The 20,583-nt window shown below is 72.9% G+C and carries 23 protein-coding genes; 7 read left to right on the top strand and 16 right to left on the bottom strand.

The genetic code is table 11. The features are described from left to right. Nucleotides 1-46: 46 nt before the first annotated feature. From FXF60_RS03495 to FXF60_RS03435, 13 genes are all read right to left on the bottom strand, one after another. On the bottom strand, nucleotides 47-760 hold the full coding sequence (locus FXF60_RS03495) for an ABC transporter permease (RefSeq protein WP_238335677.1): 714 nt from the start codon (nucleotides 758-760) through the stop codon (nucleotides 47-49). After that, nucleotides 733-1,374 (bottom strand): ABC transporter permease, encoded by a 642-nt coding sequence (locus FXF60_RS03490; RefSeq protein WP_151523867.1) that lies wholly within the window; start codon nucleotides 1,372-1,374, stop codon nucleotides 733-735. Before FXF60_RS03490 ends, FXF60_RS03495 begins: the two co-directional genes overlap by 28 nt. Beyond that, complete coding sequence (locus FXF60_RS03485) at nucleotides 1,371-2,432, bottom strand: ABC transporter ATP-binding protein (protein WP_151523866.1); 1,062 nt, start codon at nucleotides 2,430-2,432, stop codon at nucleotides 1,371-1,373. The genes FXF60_RS03490 and FXF60_RS03485 overlap by 4 nt, the downstream gene beginning before the upstream one ends. A 131-nt stretch (nucleotides 2,433-2,563) precedes the next feature. Continuing rightward, nucleotides 2,564-3,487 (bottom strand): NAD(P)H-binding protein, encoded by a 924-nt coding sequence (locus FXF60_RS03480; protein WP_151523865.1) that lies wholly within the window; start codon nucleotides 3,485-3,487, stop codon nucleotides 2,564-2,566. A gap of 3 nt (nucleotides 3,488-3,490) precedes the next feature. Then, nucleotides 3,491-4,234, bottom strand: coding sequence for a CPBP family intramembrane glutamic endopeptidase (locus FXF60_RS03475; protein WP_238335676.1), 744 nt, complete (start codon nucleotides 4,232-4,234; stop codon nucleotides 3,491-3,493). A gap of 13 nt (nucleotides 4,235-4,247) precedes the next feature. Further along, nucleotides 4,248-5,489, bottom strand: coding sequence for an SAM-dependent methyltransferase (locus FXF60_RS03470; protein WP_151523864.1), 1,242 nt, complete (start codon nucleotides 5,487-5,489; stop codon nucleotides 4,248-4,250). After that, the gene (locus FXF60_RS03465) at nucleotides 5,486-6,253 is read right to left on the bottom strand and encodes a DUF1365 domain-containing protein (RefSeq protein WP_151523863.1); all 768 of its coding nucleotides are present in this window, start codon (nucleotides 6,251-6,253) and stop codon (nucleotides 5,486-5,488) included. The genes FXF60_RS03470 and FXF60_RS03465 overlap by 4 nt, the downstream gene beginning before the upstream one ends. Further along, nucleotides 6,250-7,569 carry an NAD(P)/FAD-dependent oxidoreductase gene (locus tag FXF60_RS03460; protein ID WP_151523862.1) on the bottom strand — a complete coding sequence of 440 codons (1,320 nt, stop codon included), beginning with the start codon at nucleotides 7,567-7,569 and terminating at the stop codon, nucleotides 6,250-6,252. The genes FXF60_RS03465 and FXF60_RS03460 overlap by 4 nt, the downstream gene beginning before the upstream one ends. Further along, nucleotides 7,566-8,387: a TspO/MBR family protein gene (locus FXF60_RS03455; RefSeq protein ID WP_151523861.1), complete on the bottom strand. Its 822-nt coding sequence runs from the start codon at nucleotides 8,385-8,387 to the stop codon at nucleotides 7,566-7,568. The genes FXF60_RS03460 and FXF60_RS03455 overlap by 4 nt, the downstream gene beginning before the upstream one ends. Beyond that, nucleotides 8,384-8,824 carry a DUF2177 family protein gene (locus FXF60_RS03450; RefSeq protein ID WP_202879539.1) on the bottom strand — a complete coding sequence of 147 codons (441 nt, stop codon included), beginning with the start codon at nucleotides 8,822-8,824 and terminating at the stop codon, nucleotides 8,384-8,386. Before FXF60_RS03450 ends, FXF60_RS03455 begins: the two co-directional genes overlap by 4 nt. Next, a complete protein-coding gene (locus FXF60_RS03445) occupies nucleotides 8,821-9,357 on the bottom strand; it encodes a pyridoxamine 5'-phosphate oxidase family protein (RefSeq protein ID WP_151523860.1) in 537 nt (178 codons plus the stop codon). The genes FXF60_RS03450 and FXF60_RS03445 overlap by 4 nt, the downstream gene beginning before the upstream one ends. Nucleotides 9,358-9,405: 48 nt before the next feature. Beyond that, nucleotides 9,406-10,071, bottom strand: coding sequence for an anti-sigma factor (locus FXF60_RS03440; RefSeq protein ID WP_151523859.1), 666 nt, complete (start codon nucleotides 10,069-10,071; stop codon nucleotides 9,406-9,408). After that, nucleotides 10,068-10,610, bottom strand: coding sequence for an RNA polymerase sigma factor (locus tag FXF60_RS03435; protein WP_151523858.1), 543 nt, complete (start codon nucleotides 10,608-10,610; stop codon nucleotides 10,068-10,070). The genes FXF60_RS03440 and FXF60_RS03435 overlap by 4 nt, the downstream gene beginning before the upstream one ends. A gap of 59 nt (nucleotides 10,611-10,669) precedes the next feature. Between FXF60_RS03435 and FXF60_RS03430 the strand changes: the two genes are divergently transcribed. Continuing rightward, complete coding sequence (locus FXF60_RS03430) at nucleotides 10,670-11,944, top strand: class I SAM-dependent methyltransferase (protein ID WP_151523857.1); 1,275 nt, start codon at nucleotides 10,670-10,672, stop codon at nucleotides 11,942-11,944. Between the two features lie 7 nt (nucleotides 11,945-11,951). Here the strand turns inward: FXF60_RS03430 and FXF60_RS03425 are convergent, their stop codons facing one another. Together FXF60_RS03425 and FXF60_RS03420 are read right to left on the bottom strand one after the other, a co-directional pair. After that, entirely contained in the window at nucleotides 11,952-12,689 is a 738-nt protein-coding gene (locus tag FXF60_RS03425) for a class F sortase (RefSeq protein ID WP_151523856.1), read from the bottom strand. A gap of 3 nt (nucleotides 12,690-12,692) precedes the next feature. Continuing rightward, nucleotides 12,693-13,505 carry a DUF4397 domain-containing protein gene (locus FXF60_RS03420; protein ID WP_151523855.1) on the bottom strand — a complete coding sequence of 271 codons (813 nt, stop codon included), beginning with the start codon at nucleotides 13,503-13,505 and terminating at the stop codon, nucleotides 12,693-12,695. Nucleotides 13,506-13,721: 216 nt separating this feature from the next. On the opposite strand from FXF60_RS03420, the gene FXF60_RS03415 reads away from it, so the two are divergent. Next, the gene (locus FXF60_RS03415) at nucleotides 13,722-13,958 is read left to right on the top strand and encodes a hypothetical protein (RefSeq protein WP_151523854.1); all 237 of its coding nucleotides are present in this window, start codon (nucleotides 13,722-13,724) and stop codon (nucleotides 13,956-13,958) included. 8 nt (nucleotides 13,959-13,966) lie between these two features. Continuing rightward, the gene (locus tag FXF60_RS03410) at nucleotides 13,967-14,842 is read left to right on the top strand and encodes an FHA domain-containing protein (protein ID WP_151523853.1); all 876 of its coding nucleotides are present in this window, start codon (nucleotides 13,967-13,969) and stop codon (nucleotides 14,840-14,842) included. A 49-nt stretch (nucleotides 14,843-14,891) separates the two neighbouring features. Here the strand turns inward: FXF60_RS03410 and FXF60_RS03405 are convergent, their stop codons facing one another. After that, a complete protein-coding gene (locus FXF60_RS03405; protein ID WP_151523852.1) occupies nucleotides 14,892-15,593 on the bottom strand; it encodes a FadR/GntR family transcriptional regulator in 702 nt (233 codons plus the stop codon). 111 nt (nucleotides 15,594-15,704) lie between these two features. Here FXF60_RS03405 and eat point away from each other — a divergent pair, with 111 nt between their 5' ends. The 4 genes from eat to FXF60_RS03385 are packed head-to-tail and all read left to right on the top strand — an operon-like array spanning nucleotide 15,705 to nucleotide 20,581. Beyond that, nucleotides 15,705-17,138: an ethanolamine permease gene (eat, locus tag FXF60_RS03400; protein ID WP_151523851.1), complete on the top strand. Its 1,434-nt coding sequence runs from the start codon at nucleotides 15,705-15,707 to the stop codon at nucleotides 17,136-17,138. Continuing rightward, nucleotides 17,135-18,499 carry a glutamine synthetase family protein gene (locus FXF60_RS03395; protein WP_151523850.1) on the top strand — a complete coding sequence of 455 codons (1,365 nt, stop codon included), beginning with the start codon at nucleotides 17,135-17,137 and terminating at the stop codon, nucleotides 18,497-18,499. The genes eat and FXF60_RS03395 overlap by 4 nt, the downstream gene beginning before the upstream one ends. Then, nucleotides 18,496-19,215: a gamma-glutamyl-gamma-aminobutyrate hydrolase family protein gene (locus tag FXF60_RS03390; RefSeq protein WP_151523849.1), complete on the top strand. Its 720-nt coding sequence runs from the start codon at nucleotides 18,496-18,498 to the stop codon at nucleotides 19,213-19,215. The genes FXF60_RS03395 and FXF60_RS03390 overlap by 4 nt, the downstream gene beginning before the upstream one ends. A gap of 4 nt (nucleotides 19,216-19,219) precedes the next feature. After that, complete coding sequence (locus FXF60_RS03385; protein WP_151523848.1) at nucleotides 19,220-20,581, top strand: aldehyde dehydrogenase family protein; 1,362 nt, start codon at nucleotides 19,220-19,222, stop codon at nucleotides 20,579-20,581. Nucleotides 20,582-20,583: the final 2 nt, after the last annotated feature.

The raw sequence follows: 20,583 nt of genomic DNA, 5'->3' as shown, positions 1-20,583 counted from the left end.
CCGCGCGGGTCACGATCTGGTCACGGTCCACGATGCTGCCGGCCGGTCACCCCGCTCTGGCCTCGACCAGGCCGCGGGAGACGACGACCCGCTGGATCCCGGCCATGACGAGGTCCACCAGCAGCGCCAGCGCGGCCACGACGATGGCCCCGCCGGCCATCACCTCGTACTGCCGCGAGGCCTGGCCGTCGATGAGGTAGCGGCCCAGCCCGCCGATCCCGACGATGGCGGCGATCGTCGCCGTGGCGATGATCTGCAGCATCGCCGAGCGCAGGCCGGAGAGCACCAGCGGCAGCGCGGCGGGCACCTCCACCTGCCACAGGATCTGCGACTCCGTCATCCCGACGCCTCGCGCGGCGTCGCGGGCCGCCGGGTCGACCGCCTCCACGCCGGCATACGTGCCGGAGAGGACAGGTGGGACGGCCAGCAGCACGAGGACCAGGATGACCGGCAGCTCGAAGGCCAGGTCACCGCTCAGCCGGGGCAGCAGGATCAGCGTCGCGACGAAGAGCACCCCCAGCGAGGGGATCGCGCGGAAGGCACCGGCGACGTTGATCGCCAGCCAGCGGCCGCGCCCGGTGTGGCCGATGAAGAGGCCGACCGGCACCGCGACGAGCGCGGCGAGCGCCAGCGCGATGACCGAGATCCGCAGGTGGGTCACGCTCTGCGCGAGGATGCCACCGGGCCCGGTCCACGTCGCCGGGTCGGTGAGCCACTGCCAGGTCAGCGAGATCATCGGGCCGCCCCCGCCCGCAGCCACGGCGTCAGCACCCGGGAGAGCGCCGCGATGCCCGCGTCCAGCACCAGAGCCAGGGCGACGCAGGCGCCGATGCCGACGAGGATCGGGCCCATGTCGTTGCGGTTGAACCCCTCGGTGAAGAGCTGACCCAGCTGGCTCACCCCGATCAGCGCGGCCACCGACACGATGGAGACGTTGCTGACCGCGGCGACGCGCAGGCCCGCCGTGATGACCGGCACGGCGAGCGGCAGGTCGACGACGAGGGTGCGACGCAGCTCGCCGTAGCCCATGGCGGTCGCGGCCTGACGGGTCGCGCCCGGCACCGACCCGAGGCCGTCCGCGACCGTGCGGGTGAGCAGGGCGATGGTGTAGAGCGTCATCGCCACCAGGACGTTGGCGTCGTCCAGCACCCGGGTGCCGAGCAGCAGCGGCAGCAGGATGAAGAGGGCGAGGGAGGGGATGGTGTAGAGCAGGCCGGTCCCGGCGATCATCGGCGGCGCCAGCCAGCGGTAGCGGGTCGCCAGCCAGCCCAGCGGGAGGCTGATGAGGAGCCCGAGCAGCAGCGGGAGCCCGGCGAGGTAGAGGTGCCTGAGCACGAGCTCCCCCACCGTGGACCAGGCGACGCCGCCGATCACGTGCGCTCCAGGGAGTCGACCACCTGCTGGGCCGAGACGGTGCCGATCACCCGGCCGTCCTGGACGACCACCCCGCGTCGCGAGGGGGCGGACAGCGCGGCGTCGAGGAAGACCCGGGCGCTGTCGCCGACCTCGGCGAGCGAGCCCATCCGGTGCAGCTCGTCCTCGCCCACGGGGCCACCCGAGGTGTGCCGGTCCACCCAGCCGAGCGGCTCGCCACCCTCACCCACCGCGAGGACCCACCCTCGCCCGGTCGGCACGTCCTCGCCGAGCCGCACGGTCTGCTCCGGCGCCGGGTCGAGGTCGGCCCCGGTGAAGCCCAGCTTGCGATAGCCACGGTCCTTGCCGACGAAGCTGGCGACGAAGTCGTCCGCCGGCTCGCGCAGCAGCTCACCGGGTGTCGCCAGCTGCGCCAGCCTCCCTCCCTGACGCAGCACCGCGACGTGGTCGCCCAGGCCGATCGCCTCGTCGATGTCGTGCGTGACCAGGACCACGGTGATCCCGAGCTCGCGCTGCAGCCGCCTGACCTCCGCCTGCAGGTCCATCCGCACCAGCGGGTCGACGGCGCTGAACGGCTCGTCCATGAGGACGACCTCGGGGTCGCTCGCGAGCGCCCGGGCCACCCCGACGCGCTGCTGCTGGCCGCCGGACAGCTGGGCGGGGTAGCGCTCGGCCTGGTCGGCGGTCAGCCCGACCTTCTCGATCGCCTCCATCGCGGCCGAGCGGGCCCGGGCCTGGTCCCACCCGATGAGGCGGGGGACCGTCATGACGTTCTTCAGCACCGTGCGGTGCGGGAACAGGCCGGCGTGCTGGATGACGTAGCCGATCGAGCGGCGCAGCTGCGCGGGCTTGCGGGCCGCGACGTCCTGGTCGTTGATGAGGATCCGCCCCTCGGTGGGCTCCACCATCCGGTTGATCATCCGCAGGCTGGTGGTCTTCCCGCAGCCCGAGGGCCCGACGAAGACGGTGATACCGCCCTGGGGAACCTCCAGACTGAGGTCGTCGACCGCCGTGACGCCGTCGGCATACCTCTTGGTCACGCCCTCGAAGCGGATCATTCGTCAGACCCTACGGGGTGGCACCGACAGGGGCACCCTCAAACCCGCCAGCCTCGACGTGCGGTGTGCGCCGTCAGCGCTGCACCCCCGTCCACGAAGTCCGCGGACGTGCCGGGCGGGTGCGGCCGGGGTCAGCTGTGGGCCACGGCCTCTCGCACCGCCTGCCGGTAGGGCGTGGGGCCGCCCGGCGGGACGCCGACGAGCTCGCCCAGGTCGCTCTCCTGGCAGACCACCTCGTGCACCAGCGACCCGACCAGCGGCTTGGCCACGCCGGCGTCCACCGGGGTGACCAGACCCACCCAGTGGCTGGCCAACCACGGGGTCAGCACCGGCACGGTGACGATCAGCCGGTGCGCGAGTCCGGTCTCCTCCGCGAAGCCCTGCATCATCGCCTTGTAGGTGAGGACGTCGGGGCCACCGATGTCGAAGGTGCGGTTGACGTCGCGCGGCAGCTCCGCGGCGGACACGAGGTAGTGCAGCACGTCGTCGATGCCGATCGGCTGGATCCGGTTCTTCAGCCACTTCGGGGCCACCATGACCGGCAGCCGCTTGGTCAGGTGCCGCAGCATCTCGAAGCTGGCCGAGCCGGACCCGATGACCGTCGCCGCCTGCAGCACCGCGGTCGGCACCCCGGAGGCCATGAGGATCTCCCCCACCTCCACCCGGGAGGCCAGGTGCTTGGACAGCTTGCCCTGGGGATGCAGGCCGGACAGGTAGACGATCCGGCCGACCCCGGCCTCCCGGGCCGCGCGGCCGAACTCGCGGGCGAGCCGGCGGTCCCGCTCGACGAAGTCGCCGGAGCCGTCCATCGAGTGGATGAGGTAGTAGGCCAGCTCCACCCCGTCCAGCGCCCGCGCGAGGTCGGACGGCTCGGTCGCGTCGCCCTCGGTGACCTCGACCCGACCGGACCACTCGTCCGGCAGCTTGTCCGGGGAGCGGGTGAGCACGCGCACGGTATGCCCGCGCTCCAGCAGGAGCGGCACGACCAGCCCGCCGATGTAGCCGGTGGCCCCGGTGACCAGGGCGCGGCGGGGGGTGTCGGTGGCGTCGTTCATCGTTCAGCTCACGATCTCGAGGAGGGGCGGGAGGAGCAGGAGCATGCCTGCGGACCAGGTGATGTGGGTGATGGCCGGGCCGAGGATCCCCCCGGTCACCCGCCGCTGGAGGCTGCAGACGAGACCGAGGAGGACGGCGGCGAAGACGAGCAGCGGGACGCCGGAGCCGATGGTGACGAGGGCGTAGAGCGCCGTGGTCGCCGGCACGGTCCACCGCTGCGGGATGGCGGCATACAGCGCACCGCGGAAGAAGATCTCCTCCGCCACCCCGTTCATCACGGTGATGACCAGCACGATCGGGACCGAGGCGAAGCGGACGTGGTCGAGCAGGTCGTTCACCGGACCGGCCAACCAGGGGATCTGGCCGACGAGGAGGGCGCCACCGAGGAAGACCACCAGCAGCAGCAGCCCGAGGGCGAGCGACTGGACCACCGGCCGGGCGTAGTCTCCCGCCCGGGTGTGTCCCCGACCCAGGTAGAGCCGGCCGGACAGGAAGGCGCCACCGACCCACAGCCCGGCCAGCACGGTGGTCCAGGCGTAGAACCACGGGTCCCCCGGCGGCAGCCGCAACGACCACCACAGGACGACGGCACCCACGACGAGGGTCACCCCGGAGACCAGCCGTCGGCGCCGGAGCACCGGGGCGGGGTCCCGGTGGTCCCGTGGCACCGGCGTGACCAGGGCGGCGCGCAGGAAGGCCCGCAGCTCGGTCAGCGGGTTCAGTCGCCAGGGTGACTCGCGGGGCACGGGTCAGGGCACCTCAGCCGGCGGCGACCGGCCCGCGCGGCGGGCGGTCGAGCACGATCTGGTCGACGTCCAGGGCGCCGGCGGAGAAGCCCGCCTGGCAGTAGGCGAGGTAGAACTCCCAGATCCGCCGGAACCGGTCGTCGAAGCCCAGCTCCTCCACCGTCGGCCAGGCGGCCAGGAAGGCCGTCCGCCAGCGGCGGAGGGTCTCGGCGTAGTGCTGGCCGAAGGCGTGGACCGAGCGCACCCGGAGGGCGGTGTGCCCGGCGCAGGCGCGTTCGACGGCCTGGACGCTGGGCAGCGCACCTCCGGGGAAGATGTACTTCTGGATCCACCCATAGGTGTTGCGGGTGGACAGGTATCTCTCGTGCGGGAGGGTGATCGCCTGCACCACGGCCGTGCCCCCGGGGGCCAGCCGGTCGTCGATCGTCCCGAAGTAGGTGGGCCAGAACTCCTCCCCGACCGCCTCGACCATCTCGATCGACACGACGGCGTCGAAGTCCCCGTCCACCTCGCGGTAGTCCTGCAGCCGCACCTCGACCCGGTCGCTCAGCCCCGCCTCGGCCAGGCGCTTCTCGGCGTAGGCCGCCTGCTCCCGGGACAGGGTGATCGTCACGACCTCGGCACCGCGCTCGGCCGCCCGGATCGCCAGGGTGCCCCAGCCGGTGCCGATCTCGAGCAACCGGGTGCCCTCCCCGACGCCGGCCCGGTCCAGGGCGGCGTCCGTCTTGCGCAGCTGGGCGTCGGTGAGCGTCTGGTCCTCCCACGGCTCGTTCTCGTCGAAGAGCGCGCAGGAGTAGGTCATGGACGGGTCGAGGAAGGCCGCGAACATCTCGTTGGACAGGTCGTAGTGCGCCTCGATGTTGCGCCGCGAGCCGGTCAGGGTGTTGCGCGTGGAGCGCGGGAGCGCCTGGTCGGCGAGGTGCCGCATCGCGCGCAGCGGGCGCGGCAGACCGTCGCCCAGCCGCTCGGCGAAGGGCCGCAGCACGGCGGCCAGGTCGTGCCCGGGCGCCGGGCTCCAGTCACCCTCGGTGTAGCCCTCCCCGACGGCGACCTTGTGCGAGGCGCCCAATCGGGCGTAGAAGCTGTCCGGGTCGTGCATGACGATCGCCGGCCGGCCCGCGGTCGCCCTCGCGGGGTCGGTCAGGACGTCGACGTCCACCTTCCGCAGCACCTGGTCCATGACCGTGCGGGCCGCCGCCGCCCTGGCGCGGCCGACGGGGTGGGTGCGGACGGGGATCGGCGCAGGTCCGTTCATCGGACGGCCTCCTTCGGGTGGGTCGGGCGGTCCTGGATGGGGAGTTTGCGCCACAGCCGCAGACCGTGCAAGCGGATCAGCAACGTGACGACCTGGGGCATGAAGGCGTGCCGCAACGCCGCGCGCCGGATGCCACGCCCGGTGGCGGGTTCGGGCACGCCGTCGGTCACGGCGGTGAGCACCCGCTCGTCGTCGCGGTCCAGCCCCACGCTCACGACGACCCGGTGGGGCGTGAGCCGGAGCGAGACGGCATACCGGCCGCGGGTGTCGTTGAACGGCGAGACGTAGAACGCCTTGTCCATGCCCGACCGCCCCGTGCCGTCCACGTCGAGCAGGTAGGCGTGGCGCTCGCCGTAGGTGTTGTGCACCTCGAAGACCACGGCCCGCACGCCGTCGTCGGGGTCGAGGCACCAGAAGACCGTCAGCGGGTCGAAGACATAACCCAGGACGCGGGCGTTGGCCAGCATGAGCACCCGGTCGGTCGGGCGCAGCTGCACGCCACGGTGGGCGAGGAAGCGCTCCAGGTCACCCCGGATCCCGCCGCCGAGCCGCCCCGAGTCGAGGTGGTCGGCGGCGTCGAAGCCGCTGATCCAGCGCAGCGGTCCCTGGTGCTGCGGGAGCTCGTCGACGTCCACCAGCCACTGGTAGGTGCGGTAGCGGAACGCGTGATGCACCGGACGGTGCCGGGTGTGCGCGACGGTGCCCACCACCAGCGCGGGCACCGGTGGTGGCTCGAACGGCGGGTCGGAGGGGCGCGAGCTCATGCGACTCCGTCGAGCGCCCGGTCGCCCTCGAGCCGTTCCACCGCCTGCAGGCCGGATCGTGCGCCGTCCTCGTGGAAGCCCCAGCCCAGGTGCGCCCCGGCGAAGGCGAGGCGGGGACCACCGGCGGAGCGCAGCCGCGCGGCGGCCTCGATCGCCTGGTGCGTGAAGACCGGGTGGGCGTACTCGCGCTCGACCAGGACCTGCGCGGGGTCGACCCGCCCGACGTGATTGAGGGTGACGACGTAGTCGGCGCCCACGTCGGCCGGCAGCCGGTGCAGGTTGTTCATCCAGTAGCTCACCAGGACGCGGTCGTCCCTGGCGGTGCAGCCGGTGAGCCGGTAGTTCCACGAGGCCCTTGCCCGACGCGCGGTGGGCAGCACCTCGGGGTCGGTGTGCAGCACGGTCGGGTTGACCGAGTAGCGGATGGCCTCCAGGTCGGCCCGCTCCTCCTCGGTCGCGTCGGTCAGCAGCCGCAGCGCGACGTCGGCGTGCGTGGCCACCACCACCTGGTCCACCTGCTCGGTCACCGGGTGCGCACCGCCCACCTGAACCTCGACACCGTCGGCGTGCCGGCGGACCCCGGTGACGGGGGCCGAGGTGCGGACCTGCGAGCCGGCGGCGTGCAGCGCGGCACGGATCCGCTCGACGTAGACGCGGCTGCCTCCGACGACCGTGCGCCAGGTCGGCGACCCGCCGATGGTGAGCAGACCGTGGTGGTCGAGGAACTCGAACAGGTGGTGGGCGGGGTAGGCCGCGGCGTCGTCGTGCCCCGAGGACCAGACGCAGGAGATCAGCGGGATGGCGTAGTGCTGCACGAAGTAGGGGTCGAAGGCCTCCCGCTCGAGGAAGCCGCCCCAGGTGATGGGGGGTGCCTCCCCGGCCCTGGCTGAGGCGAGCTCGGCGACCGCGGCCCGGTGGAAGCGGGGCACCTCCCGCAGCAGGCGGCGGTAGCGACGGTCCAGCATCCGGCCCGGCTGCGCCAGCAGCCCCGACAGGCCCTTGGCGCCGGCGAAGGAGAGCCCGCACTCGTCGCACGTGATCGACATCGACATCTCCGTCTCCTGGGTGGGGATGTCGAGCTCGGCGAAGATCTGCCGCAGCACCGGGTAGGTCCGGTCGTTGTGGACGATGAAGCCGGAGTCGATCGACAGGTCCTCGCCGTCCGGCGTGCGGACGTCGTGGGTGTCGGCATGCCCACCGAGCCGCTCGTCGGCCTCCAGCAGCAGCACCCGGTGGGTGCGGCGCAGGTGGTATGCCGCGCTCAGGCCGGCGATGCCGGCCCCGATCACGGCGGCGGTGGGTCGGAGGTCGCTCACGCAGGATGCCTTTCGTGCAGGTCGGAGGGGGCGGACAGGTCGGACGACCGGCGGGCCACGGCCCACAGGCCCAGGCCCGCGACGGCGAGGGCGGTGACCCCGGCCGCGATGCCGACGACCTCGGACCGGAGCTCACCGGTGAGCCGTCCCGAGGACACCCAGGCGGTGCCCCACACGACGGCGGCGGCCAGCCCCAGCCGGAAGAGGCGCTGGTCGGTGCGCAGCAGCAGCCGGGCGGTGATGCCCACGACCACGGCCAGCACCGCCACCGTGATCCAGGTCGACGCGGTGCCGTCGGCGGGGACCCCGAGGCCGACCAGCCACGAGGCGATGTTGGCGCAGGTGGCCACGCAGATCCAGCCGAGGTAGAGCCCGAACGTGGCCGAGACCCAGACGTCGGCGCCCCATCCCTGCCGGTCCAGCCCGCTGGTGGTCCGCAGCATCCACCCCAGCGAGACCACGATGCCGATCATGACGATGACCGACAGCCACACCCACCCGGCGAAGACGACGAGCAGCCAGAGGCCGTTCAGCGCGATCGCCGCCGCCGCGGGGGCACGCGTGACCCTCGCCCAGCGGGAGTCCGCGACGCGTGGGAGCCACTGCCACACGACATACCCGGCCAGCCCGAGGTAGATGACCGACCAGATCGAGAAGGCCGGCCCCTGGGGCGCGATGAGCGTGGCGCTGTCGGAGAACAGCCCGCCGCCCTGGGTCTCGACCCCGCCGCCGGCCACGGCGCCGGTGCCGATCAGCGTCCCGCCGATCCACAGGACGGCGGCGAGGGTGACCAGCAGCTGCTGGGCCCGGACGCTCATCGGTCGCTCCGTCGGCGCAGGACCGCGGTGGCCACGGCCGCGGCGACCCCGCTGGCGACGGCGCCCCAGGCGAGGTCCAGCGGGACGACGTCGGCCGGGAAGCCCTCGATCACGGCCAGGCTGGTGAGGTCGTAGGCGGCATAGGCCACCAGGCCGAGCGCCGCACCCTGGCCCGCGGCCCGGGCGACGCTGCCGGACGCGACGCCGGGTGCCGTGGCGAAGTGGGTCAGGCCCACGGTGTAGATGCCGTAGAAGGCGGCGGCAGCAGGCACGTTGACGGGGTCGGCCATCAGCGACCCGAAGCTGGAGGCGTACTTCTCCTTGGCGAGCACGCCCAGCCACAGGGCGTCGAGCGCACCGAAGGCGACGCCGGTGGCGGCGAGCGAGGCCAGCCAGCGGCCGGCGCCGAGACGCGCGGGACGGAGGGTGTCGCTCACGGCAGCTCCACGACGGTGGGGCCGGCGTCCTGCTGGTCACCCTTGCCCGTGATCATCTTCAGCGTGTCGACGGCGGTCCCGACCAGCGAGTCGCCGCCCCAGTACATCACCGTGTCGCCACTGACCTTCAGCACGACGTTGTCCGGGTTCTCCGGGCCACCGTCCATGAAGGCGTCGGCACCCTTGGACCAGAGCTGCTGGACCAGGCTGCGGTCGTCGATGACGCTCGCCGTGCCGGCGAGCGACACCCACGCCTTCATCGAGGAGTAGGCGACGTTGACGTGCGGGTGGGCGCGCACGTCGCTGGCCACCGCGCTGCTGGCGCGGACGAGGAAGAGGACGTCGCCGTCCTCCTCGTGCACCTGCGTGGACAGCGGACGGCTGGTGAGCCTCCCGTCGCCGGAGCTGGAGTCGACGGTCGTGAGCATGGCGATGTCCATGCCGGACATCACCTCGTGCGCCTTGGCGACCGCCTCGGGGTCGTCGGTGACGGTCGCCGGGTCGGACGGGCTGGAGTCGTGCTGCTCGGTCATGGTCGTGCCTTCCTGGTCAGGTGGGTGGATGTGCTCGGGGGACGTGGGTCAGTCCCGTGGCGGAGGACCGTGCGGTCCGGCGGACGCCTCGCTCAGCTCACCGCGCACCACGCTCCGGCCCCCGTGGGTCGGGTCGCCGTCGAGCTGCTCCCGGGAGATGTCCACCACGGGGTACTCCGACACGTCGACGCCGTCCGGCAGGGCGAACTCGGCCTCGGTCCCGGAGATGACGCCGACAGTGACCATGCCGCTCACGTCGGGGCGCAGCAGCCACACCTCGAGATAACCCTCTCCCGCGTCCGGGCGCTCGGCCAGCTGCAGCCGCAGCCGACGCTCGCCGTCCACGGTGACCACCTCGGCCGTGCCCTCGATCGCGGCGCCGGCCTCGGGGAGGTCCTCCAGGGTGGCGTCGGCCACCACCACCTCGTCCTCGGAGACCCCGCCCAGCACGGCCGTGCCGACCCAGGCCACGAGGGCTCCGACGGCAGCGGCCGCCAGGAGGGGCCAGCGGGCGGGCCGCGGACCCCGCGGCCGCAGGGAGGCGGGCTCGCCGGAGATCTCCGGCACCGAGCTGTCGACCTCGGCCCGGATGCTGGCCCACACGTGGTCCGGGGGCGCGCTCTCCACCGATCCGGCACGCCGCAGCAGCGCCTCGACCCGGTCTGGACCCGGGTCGTCGGTCGGCCGCCGGTCGGCGGCCCGGTCATCGGTCATCGCGCACCTCCGAGGAGTGTTCGGAGCCGAGCCAAGGTTCGGTTCGTATGGGTCTTGACGGTGCCGAGCGGCAGGTCCAGCCGTTCGGCGATCTCCCGCTGCGTCAGGTCTTCCACATAGGCCAGCAGGATGATCCGTCGTTGTGGGTCTCCGATCCGCTCCAGCTCCTCGTAGATCGTGAGCAGATCGGCACTGTCGGCCTGGGACCAGGCGTCGTCCACGCGGGTCTGCGCGGCGAGGGTGGCCGGCGCGGTCTGTCGTTGCCGCACGCGCAGATGGTCGGCGATCGTGCGCCGGGTGATCCCGACGAGCCAGGCGCCCAGCGGGCCGAGCTCCGGGTCGTAGGTGGTCCGGCCCTTCCACGCGGACACGAACACCGCCTGGGTGACGTCGTCGGCCTCGTCCGGGCCGACGGCGCGGCGGGCCAGGCCGTGGACCAGTCCGGCCCACCGGCGGTAGACCTGCTCGAGGACGTCGTGCTCGCCGTCCACCCACGCCAGTGCGATCGCATGGTCGTCACCGCTGGCCGCCTCGGTCATGCCGCAACCCTAGGCGACTGGGTGCGAGGGGGCAGTCCGATCCCGCTAGGGTCGGCTCCATGCCAGCACCTCCCGTCGCGCCACGTCTGCACGACCTCCTCGCGCCGCTCGCCGGCGGCACGGTGCCCGCGCACCTGGTCGCCTGGGACGGCTCCACCGCCGGGGCGGACCCGGCTGAGAGTCCCACGGTCCGGATCTGCTCGCCGCAGGCGTTGCGCCGGCTGATGTGGGCGCCGGGCGAGCTCGGGGCGGCCCAGGCCTTCGTCACCGGTGAGGTCGAGGTCGACGGCGACCTCGGCGACGCGCTGGCCCACGTGCGGGACGAGCTGGTGCGCCGGCAACCCCGCCCGAGCCCGGCCGAGCGCGCGAAGGCCATCGCCGGTCTGGGCGTGCTCGCCAAGGACCTGGGGCTGCTGGGGGCACGTCCGGCCCCGCCCGCCTCGCAGGCCGTGGTCAAGGGCCGGCTGCACAGCCTGGGGCGGGACCGCGCGGCGATCAGCCACCACTACGACCTCTCCAACGACTTCTACGAGCTCATCCTGGACTCCCAGATGGCCTACTCCTGCGGCTACGTGACCCAGGACGGTGCCGACCTGGTGCGGGGACGGGAGGACGAGGCATACACGCTGGAGCAGGCGCAGTTCGACAAGCTGGAGCTGGTCTGCACCAAGCTGGGGCTGCACACCCGCCCGGACCAGCGCTTCGTCGACGTCGGCTGCGGGTGGGGGTCGCTCACCCTCCACGCGGCGCGGGAGCACGGTGCGCGGGTCGTGGCGGTGACCATCAGCCGGGAGCAGCAGGCCTTCGTGCAGGCCCGGGCGCAGGAGCAGGGGGTGGCCGACCGCGTCGACGTGCGGCTGCAGGACTACCGGGAGGTCCCCGAGTCCGACTTCGACGCGGTCGCCTCGATCGAGATGGGCGAGCACGTCGGTGACAAGAACTACCGGACGTATGCCTCGACGCTGCACCGGCTGGCGGCCCCGGGCGCGCACGTGCTGGTCCAGCAGATGAGCCGGCCGGGCAAGAACCCGGGCGGTGGGCCGTTCATCGAGTCCTTCATCGCCCCGGACATGTCCATGCGGCCGGTCGGCACGACGATCGAGCTGCTGGAGCGGGCCGGCCTCGAGCTGCGCGGCGTGCAGGCCCTGCGCGAGCACTACGCCTGGACGATCCGCTCCTGGGAGCAGCGGTTGCGGGAGCGTCGCGCCGACGTGCTCGCCCTCGTGGGCGAGGAGGTGACGCGCGTCTGGGAGCTCTACCTCGCGGGCGGGGCGTGGACCTTCGCCTCCGGCAGGATGGGCGTCGACCAGCTGCTGCTGCGCCGGTCGGGCTGAGCCGGCGTCAGGTCGCCGGCACCGCGGTGAGGACGAGGTTGTCGGAGTAGCTCCCGGCACGCTCGGACCAGGCGCCGGTGCAGGTGACCAGCTGCAGCCTGGGTGGCCCCTCACGGTCGAAGAGGTCATCGAGCCGAAGCTCCTTCTTGTCGGTGGTCTGACGTGCGGTGACGGTGTAGTCCAGCTGCGAGCCGTCCTCGCGCACGATGCTGACGGTCATGCCCTTCTCGGCGCGGGTGAGCGCCAGGAACGCGCCCGGTCCGGCGCGGTCGTCCACGTGCCCCGCCACGACGGCCGAGCCCTCGGCGTCGCCGGGCCGCGGCCCGTGGCGGTACCACCCGGCACGGTCGGCGTCCTCGGGGATCTCCATCAGCCCGGCGCCGGTCACGCCGACCGCATCGAGGGGGACGTCCAGCCCTAGCTCTGGTGCGAGCAGTCGGACCGGGCGGGGACCCCGGTCCGTCGCGGCGGCCTCGACGGACGCCTCGCGCGTGCCGGGCCGCTCGGCACCTGCCCTGGCCGCCGCGGTGGGCGTCGCCCCGGCAGGGGCATCGGCGACACCCGGCGACGGCACGGCATCGCGCCGCTCGACCCCGGCGCCCGGGGTCCCGAAGTCCGCGGCGGCGGGCGTCGGCCCACCGCCGAGCAGCCCCCACAGGGCGACCGCGACGACCGCGAGGGAGCAGAGAAGAGCCGCCGCCGCGGCCGGAGCGATCCGGCCGCGGCGGGGCTGGGTCCGATGCAAGGGTCAGGCGGCCTCGCGACGGACCAGGCGGCTGCCGGCGAGCACCGCGCCGGCAGCGCCAGCCATGAGCAGGATGGCCATGACCGGCCCCGCGCCGGCCAGACCTCCCTGCCCGGACGGCACGCCGCCCGGGTCGCCGTGCAGCCCGTCGATGGTCTGGACCGCGAGGTCCAGGGTGCCGTCCTCCGCGGAGCCCCAGGCATACACGATGGTGTTCGTGCCCTCCATCAGGTCGAGGTCGGCCGGGCCGAGCACGACCTCCTCGGTGCCCGCGAGCACCACGTCCGCCGACACCATGGCGGCCTCGAGGTCGAGCACCTGCTCGCCCGGGTTCGTGAGGCCCTCGACCACCGGGCTGCCACCGGCGCGCACGTCGACCGCAGGCGCGGCCGCCGCGTGCCGGACGGTCAGACGGGCCTGACCGGCGTCCAGCATCGAGGTGTCGTTGGCGAAGGCGGACAGCATCGGGGTGCCGTCCTCGGCCAGGTGTGCGGCGAGCGTGACGTTCGCCCCGCCCGGCACCTCCACGCCCTCCGCGGAGATGGCCGGCTCGGCCGACTCGGGGTCGTCGCCGTCGGCATACACCGCGATGTCGTAGCTACCCTCGGGCAGCGTCAGCGGGTCGGTCAGGGTGCCCGGCTCGAAGTCGGGGACCGTCTCCTCGCCGTTGACGTAGACATCGACCGTCAGGCCGGGGACGGCGTGCAGCACGGAGACGCTCGCCTCGTGGTTGTCCGCCATCGCCGGACCGGCGAGGGCGACGGTGCTGGCGCCGGCCATCAGGGCGATGGCGCTGGTGGTTGTGACCTTCCGCATGAGGGGTGCTCCTTCATCGCAGCTCGGGGCGGACGTGTTCCGCCCTCACCTGAACTACGGGCGGAGAGGGGGCTGCGGATTCACCGTCGGCGGGAAAGGTGGTGTTGCCTTTGTCTCACCCGTTTCCGCTTGTCAACGCGGTGCACCGGGTCAAGACTGACAGGCATTCCACCAGGGTCCGGGCACCTCGTCCGACCCGATGCCAGGAGGCGCATGATGACCGAGAACCAGGGACAGATGACCGGGACCGACGGCCAGCAGGTGTCGTGGACCGATCTCGGCAAGGAGATGTGGAACTACCTCACCGGGCAGGGTGCGGCGATCAACTACACCTTCCAGGACATGGCCGTGGAGGTCCCCCGCGACACGGGTCCGGACGCTCCTCGCGCCACCTGGAAGCTGGACGGCACGCTGCGGATCACGACCGAGGACCGCGAGCACGGCGCAGCCTGACCGACGTCATGGGGCAGCTGCACATCGACGCGGACCTCCGGCTGACGATCTCGGTGCCGGAGACGGACGGTCGACCGTCCGAGCACTTCTCGGCGACCGTCCAGGGCACCGGCACCGAGCTGCAGGTCCAGCTCGACGAGCTCGGCGGGGTGCCGCTGGGGCTGGGGCGCCGCGCCGCCACGGACATCGTGTCCGACATCGCCGCGGCGGCGGCGGACGCCGGCCTGACCGTCTCGATCGCGGGTCCGGACGGTCCGGTGCTGTCGCTCGGGCAGGTCCGGTCGCGTCTGCTGGACCGGGCCGTCACCGGCTCGCGACACGTCGCCGTGCGGGACCGGCGCGCCGCGCTGCGGCTGCTCCGGGCGGCGCGGACGGACGGCCCCTCGCTCGCCGACCTGCTCCCGCCCGGCACGCCGTGGCCCCTCGCACCGACCGTGGCGCGGCTGCGGCGACGCCGGGTCACCACCACCCACGACCCGCTCGGGGGTGGCGAGCCCCGGCTGGTCTACTACCGACCGCCCGGCCCGGAGCAGGGCGCACCGCGGCTGGTCGCGCCGCTGCGGCGCGGCACCACCACCATCGGCTCCGCGCCGGACAACGACGTCGTCGTCCCCGGTCTCGCGGCGCGGCACGCCGAGATCCGTCGCGACGCGACCACCGACGAGTACCTGCTGCACGCGGTGGAGGACGTCGCGAGCGTCGGTGGCGCACCGGCCCACGACGGCATCGTGCTGCGCACTGGCGCCACTGTGACCTGCGGCGACCAGACCTTCGTCTACGTGCGCGAGGAGTATGCCGATCACGGGCGGCCGTACGGCGGTCGTGAGGGTGGGGAGTTCAGCCGCCAGCGCCCCCAGTCCAGGCCCCGCCGCTACGAGCGCTGACCGCGCGCCCCGCCGGAGCGGGCCTCGCCTCCGACGCCGGGCGACGGCGTCAGGAGAGGAATCCGCGCAGGAGGGCCGCGGTGCCCTCCAGGTGCTCGCGCATCGCCTCGTCGGCGGCAGCGGGTCGACCCGCCAGGACGGCTGCGACGACCGCCTGGTGCTGCTCGGTCGAGTGAGCCAGGTTCGGGGGGATGAGGGGGATCCGGTCCAGCATCGCGTTGACCCGGTCCCGCACGTCCGCGACCACGCCGGCGAGGCTCGGTGACCCGCTGAGCTCGGCCAGGGCGAGGTGGAAGCGCGCGTCGAACGGGCGGTACTGCTCCACCGTCGCCGCGGCGCAGTCCGCCGCGGCCTGCTCCACCCGGCCCCGTTCGGCGGCGGAGAGCTCGCGCCGGGCCGCCAGGCCGGCGGCGGCGGGCTCGACGATGAGCCGCAGCGTCAGCAGGTCCTCCACGTCGCTCGCGTCCAGCGGCCCCTGACCGGCACGCGGCGGGGGCTCCTCCGTGACCCGGGTGCCGCCGTACCGCCCCCGCTCCACCCGGACGTAGCCCGCCTCCTGCAGCTGGGCGAGGACGTCCCGCAGCGTGGTGCGCGAGACCCGCAGCGACTCGGCGAGCTCGCGCTCGGCCGGCAGCTTCGACCCTGGGGGGAAGGTGCCGAGCCGGAGCAGCCGCAGCAGGTGCTCCATCGTCTCCTCGAAGACGTTGCCGCTGCGGACCGGACCGACCCGCGGCATCCCAGGCCGCTGCATACGCGCCAATGTAGGTCTCCCGCACCCTTGACGCGAGCGCCGGAGCAGCGACAGACTCGTCCCATCCCCAATGGGCCAGTGATGATCCATTGACTCCCAGGAAGGTTCTCCATGGCCAAGCGCAGGGTCGACTACCAGGACGTCGCCGCCGACTACCACCAGCACCGCCAGCTGAAGAAGGGGGCGGCCGGCTGGGTGCTGCTGGCGGGACTCGGCGTCAGCTACGTCATCTCCGGCGACTTCGCCGGGTGGAACTTCGGGCTGGACGAGGGTGGCTGGGGCGGCCTGCTCATCGCGACGGTGCTCATGGGGGTGATGTACACCTGCATGGTCTTCGGCCTGGCGGAGATGTCCTCCACCCTGCCGACGGCGGGCGCTGGCTACGGCTTCGCCCGGCGCGCGCTGGGCCCGCTCGGCGGCTACGCGACCGGCGTCGCGGTGCTCATCGAGTATGCCGTCGCGCCCGCCGCGATCGCGGTCTTCATCGGCGGCTACGTCGAGGCGCTCGGCCTGTTCGGGCTGACCAACTCCTGGCCGGTCTACCTGGTGGCCTACCTCATCTTCATCGGGCTGCACATCTGGGGCGTCGGCGAGGCGCTCAAGGTGATGTTCGCCATCACCGTGGTGGCCGTGCTCGCGCTCGTCGCCACGGTCGTGGGGCTGCTGCCGCACTTCCGGGTCGACAACCTCTTCGACATCGCCGTCACCGACGCGGCCGGCGCCAGCGGCTTCCTCCCCTTCGGCTTCGCCGGCGCCCTCGCGGCCCTCGTCTACGGCATCTGGTTCTTCCTCGCCGTCGAGGGCGTGCCGCTGGCGGCCGAGGAGACGGCCGACCCCAAGCGCGACATGCCGCGCGGCATCATCGTCGCGATGGGCGTGCTGCTCGTCTTCGCCGCCTTCATGCTGGTGCTGATCCCGGGCTCCGCCGGCGCGGAGACGGTCCGCGAGTCGGACAACCCGCTCCCGCTGGCGCTGCGGACGGCGCTGGGCGAGGACTCCTGGATCGCCGGCTTCGTCAACTACGCCGGGCTGGCCGGGCTCATCGCGAGCTTCTTCTCCATCATCTACGCCTACTCGCGCCAGCTCTTCGCCCTCTCCCGCGCGGGTTACCTGCCGCGGTTCCTGTCGCTCACCGGCAGCCGGAAGACGCCCTGGGTGGCGCTGGTCGTGCCCGGCACCATCGGCTTCCTCCTCGCGGCGCTCACCCAGAACGGCGCCCTGCTCATCAACATCGCCGTCTTCGGCGCCACCGTCTCCTACGTCCTGCTCAACCTCTCGCACATCGTGCTGCGGCGCCGCGAGCCGGACCTGGAGCGCGGCTACCGCACGCCGGGCGGCGTGGTGACCACCGGCGTCGCCCTGGCGCTGAGCGTCGTCGCGGTCATCGCGACCTTCATCGTGGACCGCACCGCCGCCGGGATCACCGCAGCGGTCTTCGTCGCCTTCGTGGCCTACTTCTGGTTCTACAGCCGCCACCACCTGGTCTCCTCCGCGCCGGAGGAAGAGTTCGACCAGCTGACCGAGGCCGAGGGACGCCTGCGATGACCCACCCGCGCAGCGAGCGGATGCTCACCGTCGACCAGCTCCGGGCCGGTGTCGCCGACGAGAGCATCGAGACCGTCGTCGTCGCCTTCACCGACATGCAGGGCCGGCTGCAGGGCAAGTACCTCCACGCCGCGTACTTCGTCGAGCACGCGCTCGGGCACGGCGTCGAGGGGTGCAACTACCTGCTGGCGGTCGACACCGACATGAACACCGTGGACGGCTACGCCATCTCCTCGTGGGAGGCGGGCTACGGCGACATGGAGTTCACCCTCGACCTGGACACCATCCGGTGGATCCCCTGGCTGGAGCGCACGGTGATGATCCAGTGCGACCTGGCGCTCACCGACGGCACACCCGTCCCCATGTCGCCCCGCGCCATGCTCACCTCACAGGTGGAGCGCGCCGCCGGGCACGGGTGGTCGGCGGTCGCCGGCACCGAGCTGGAGTTCGTCGTCTACCGCGACTCCTACGAGGAGGCCTGGACCAAGGGGTATACCGGTCTCACTCCGGCGAACCAATACAACGTCGACTACTCGATCGTCGGCTCCGGCCGGGTCGAGCCGCTGCTGCGCCGGATCCGCTCGGACATGTGGAAGGCGGGGATGACGGTCGAGTCGGCCAAGGGTGAGTGCAACTTCGGCCAGCACGAGATCGGCTTCCTCTTCGACGACGTGGTGACCACGTGCGACAACCACAGCGTCTACAAGACCGGCGCCAAGATGATCGCCGCGGACCTGGACCAATCGCTGACCTTCATGGCCAAGCCGAACGAGCGGGAGGGCAACTCCTGCCACATCCACCTGTCCCTGCGCGGCCTGGACGGCTCCACCGTCTTCTGGGAGGACGGTGAGCGGACCGCGCTCTACGACCACTTCATCGCCGGGGTCCTGGCGACCATGCGCGAGTTCACCCTCTTCTACGCTCCCAACATCAACTCCTACAAGCGGTTCGCCGAGGGGTCCTTCGCCCCCACCGCGGTGGCCTGGGGGCAGGACAACCGGACCTGCTCGGTGCGGATCGTCGGGGAGGGGTCGGCGGCGCGGATGGAGAACCGGGTGCCCGGCGGCGACTGCAACCCCTACCTCGCGGTCGCGGCGATGATGGCCGGAGGTCTGCACGGCATCGAGGCCGAGCTGGAGCTGGAGCCGATGATGACCGGCAACGCCTACGAGTCCGACGCACCGCTCGTGCCGCACACGCTGCGGGAGGCCCGCGACCTGTTCGCCGGCTCGGAGGTGGCCCGGGCGGCGTTCGGGCAGGACGTCGTCGACCACTACGTCAACATGGCGGACGTCGAGATCACCGCCTTCGACGCGGCGGTCACCGACTGGGAGCTGCGGCGGGGGTTCGAGCGCCTGTGAGCCGACCGCGGATCGGGCTGACCACCTACTACAAGGAGGCAGCCTGGGGTGTCTGGCGCCGTCCGGCCGCCGTCGTCCCGGCCGTGTACGTCGAGGGGGTGGCCTCGGCGGGCGGCGCCCCCGTGCTGCTGCCGCCGGTGGGTGCCGACCCCGCGGTCCTGGACGTACTCGACGGCCTGGTCCTGATCGGCGGGGCCGACGTGGACGCCGGGCAGTATGCCGCCGCGCCGCACCCGACCACCGCGCCCGAGCCGGTGCGCGACGACCCGGAGCTGGCGCTGGCACGGGCCGCGCTGGATCGCGGGGTCCCCCTGCTGGCGATCTGCCGCGGGGTGCAGGTGCTCAACGTCGCCCTGGGCGGCACGCTCGACCAGCACCTGCCCGAGCGGCTGGGGCACACGGCATACCAGCCGAGCCCGGGCGTCTTCGGCGAGGTGAGCTTCCGGACCGAGCCAGGCTCGCGGATCGCCGAGGTGCTGGGCGAGGAGGCGTCCTCGCCGTGCTACCACCACCAGGGCGTCGACCGCGTCGCCGACGGGCTGACCGTCACTGCGCGCTCGGACGACGGCGTCATCCAGGCGCTGGAGCCCACCGACGCTCCCGGCTGGGCGGTCGGGGTGCAGTTCCACCCGGAGGAGAACCCGGCCGACCGCCGACTCTTCGACGCCCTCGTGGCCCAGGCCACGGTCCCGCACCCGACCCCGAGGAGGTCCTGAGCAGATGAGCACGACCGATGTCGTCAACCCCGCGACCGAGGAGGTCATCACCACCCTCGAGCTGGCCGACGAGGCGGAGACCGACCGGGTGATCGAGGCCGCCCACCGGGCGTTCGGCAGCTGGCGCCAGGTGTCGCCGGCGGACCGGGCGCGGCTACTGCGACGGTTCGCCGCCGTCGTCGACGAGCACGTCGAGGAGCTCGCCTCGCTGGAGGTCCGCAACGCCGGGCACACCATCGGCAACGCCCGGTGGGAGGCGGGCAACGTCCGGGACGTCCTCAACTACTACTCGGGAGCGCCCGAGCGGCCGGTCGGCGACACCATCCCGGTGGACGGCGGCGTCGCCCTGACGTATGCCGAACCGCTCGGCGTCGTCGGCGTCATCGTGCCGTGGAACTTCCCGATGCCGATCGCCGGCTGGGCGATCGGGCCGGCCCTGGCCGCCGGCAACACGGTGGTCCTCAAGCCGGCCGAGCTCACCCCGCTCACCGCGATGCGGCTCGCCGAGCTCGCGCTCGAGGCGGGGCTGCCCGAGGGGGTGCTGCAGGTGCTCCCGGGCCGTGGGTCCGTCGTCGGCGAGCGGTTCGTCACCCACCCGCTTGTGCGCAAGGTGGTCTTCACCGGGTCCACCGAGGTGGGCAAGAGGGTGATGGCCGGGTGCGCGGACCAGGTGAAGCGGGTGACGCTGGAGCTGGGCGGCAAGAACGCCAACATCGTCTTCGCGGACGCCGACCTGGCCGCAGCCGCCGCGGCCGCCCCCGGCGGGGCCTTCGACAACGCCGGCCAGGACTGCTGCGCCCGCTCCCGGCTGCTGGTGCAGGCGGAGGTGCTGGAGGAGTTCCTGGGCCTGCTGGAGCCCGCGGTCCAGGGCTTCGTCTGCGGCGACCCCGGCGAGGACGCGAGCGGGATGGGCCCGCTCATCTCCGCAGGTCAGCGCGACGTCGTGGCCGGCTACGTCAGTGACGCGGAGGTGCTCATCCAGGGTGCGGCACCGCCGGGACCAGGCTTCTGGCACCCGCCGACGGTGCTCCGCACCCGGTCCGAGACCGACCCCGCGTTCACCGAGGAGATCTTCGGTCCGGTGATCTCGGTGCTGCCGTTCCGGGACGAGGCGGAGGCGTTGCGCATCGCCAACGACACGGCATACGGGCTGTCCGGGTCGATCTGGACGCGGGACGTGGGGCGGGCGATGCGCGTCGGCCGCGGGCTCGAGGCCGGCAACATCGCCGTCAACAGCCACAGCTCGGTGCGCTACTCCACCCCGTTCGGCGGCTTCAAGCAGTCCGGGCTCGGTCGTGAGCTCGGGCCGCACGCCCTGGACGCCTTCACCGACACCAAGACCATCTTCATCGCCACCACCGACTGAGA

Origin of the sequence: Serinicoccus kebangsaanensis (genome assembly GCF_008919445.1) — a bacterium.
In the GTDB taxonomy this organism is placed as follows: domain Bacteria; phylum Actinomycetota; class Actinomycetes; order Actinomycetales; family Dermatophilaceae; genus Ornithinicoccus; species Ornithinicoccus kebangsaanensis.
This window is presented reverse-complemented; position numbering and strand designations above follow the sequence as displayed.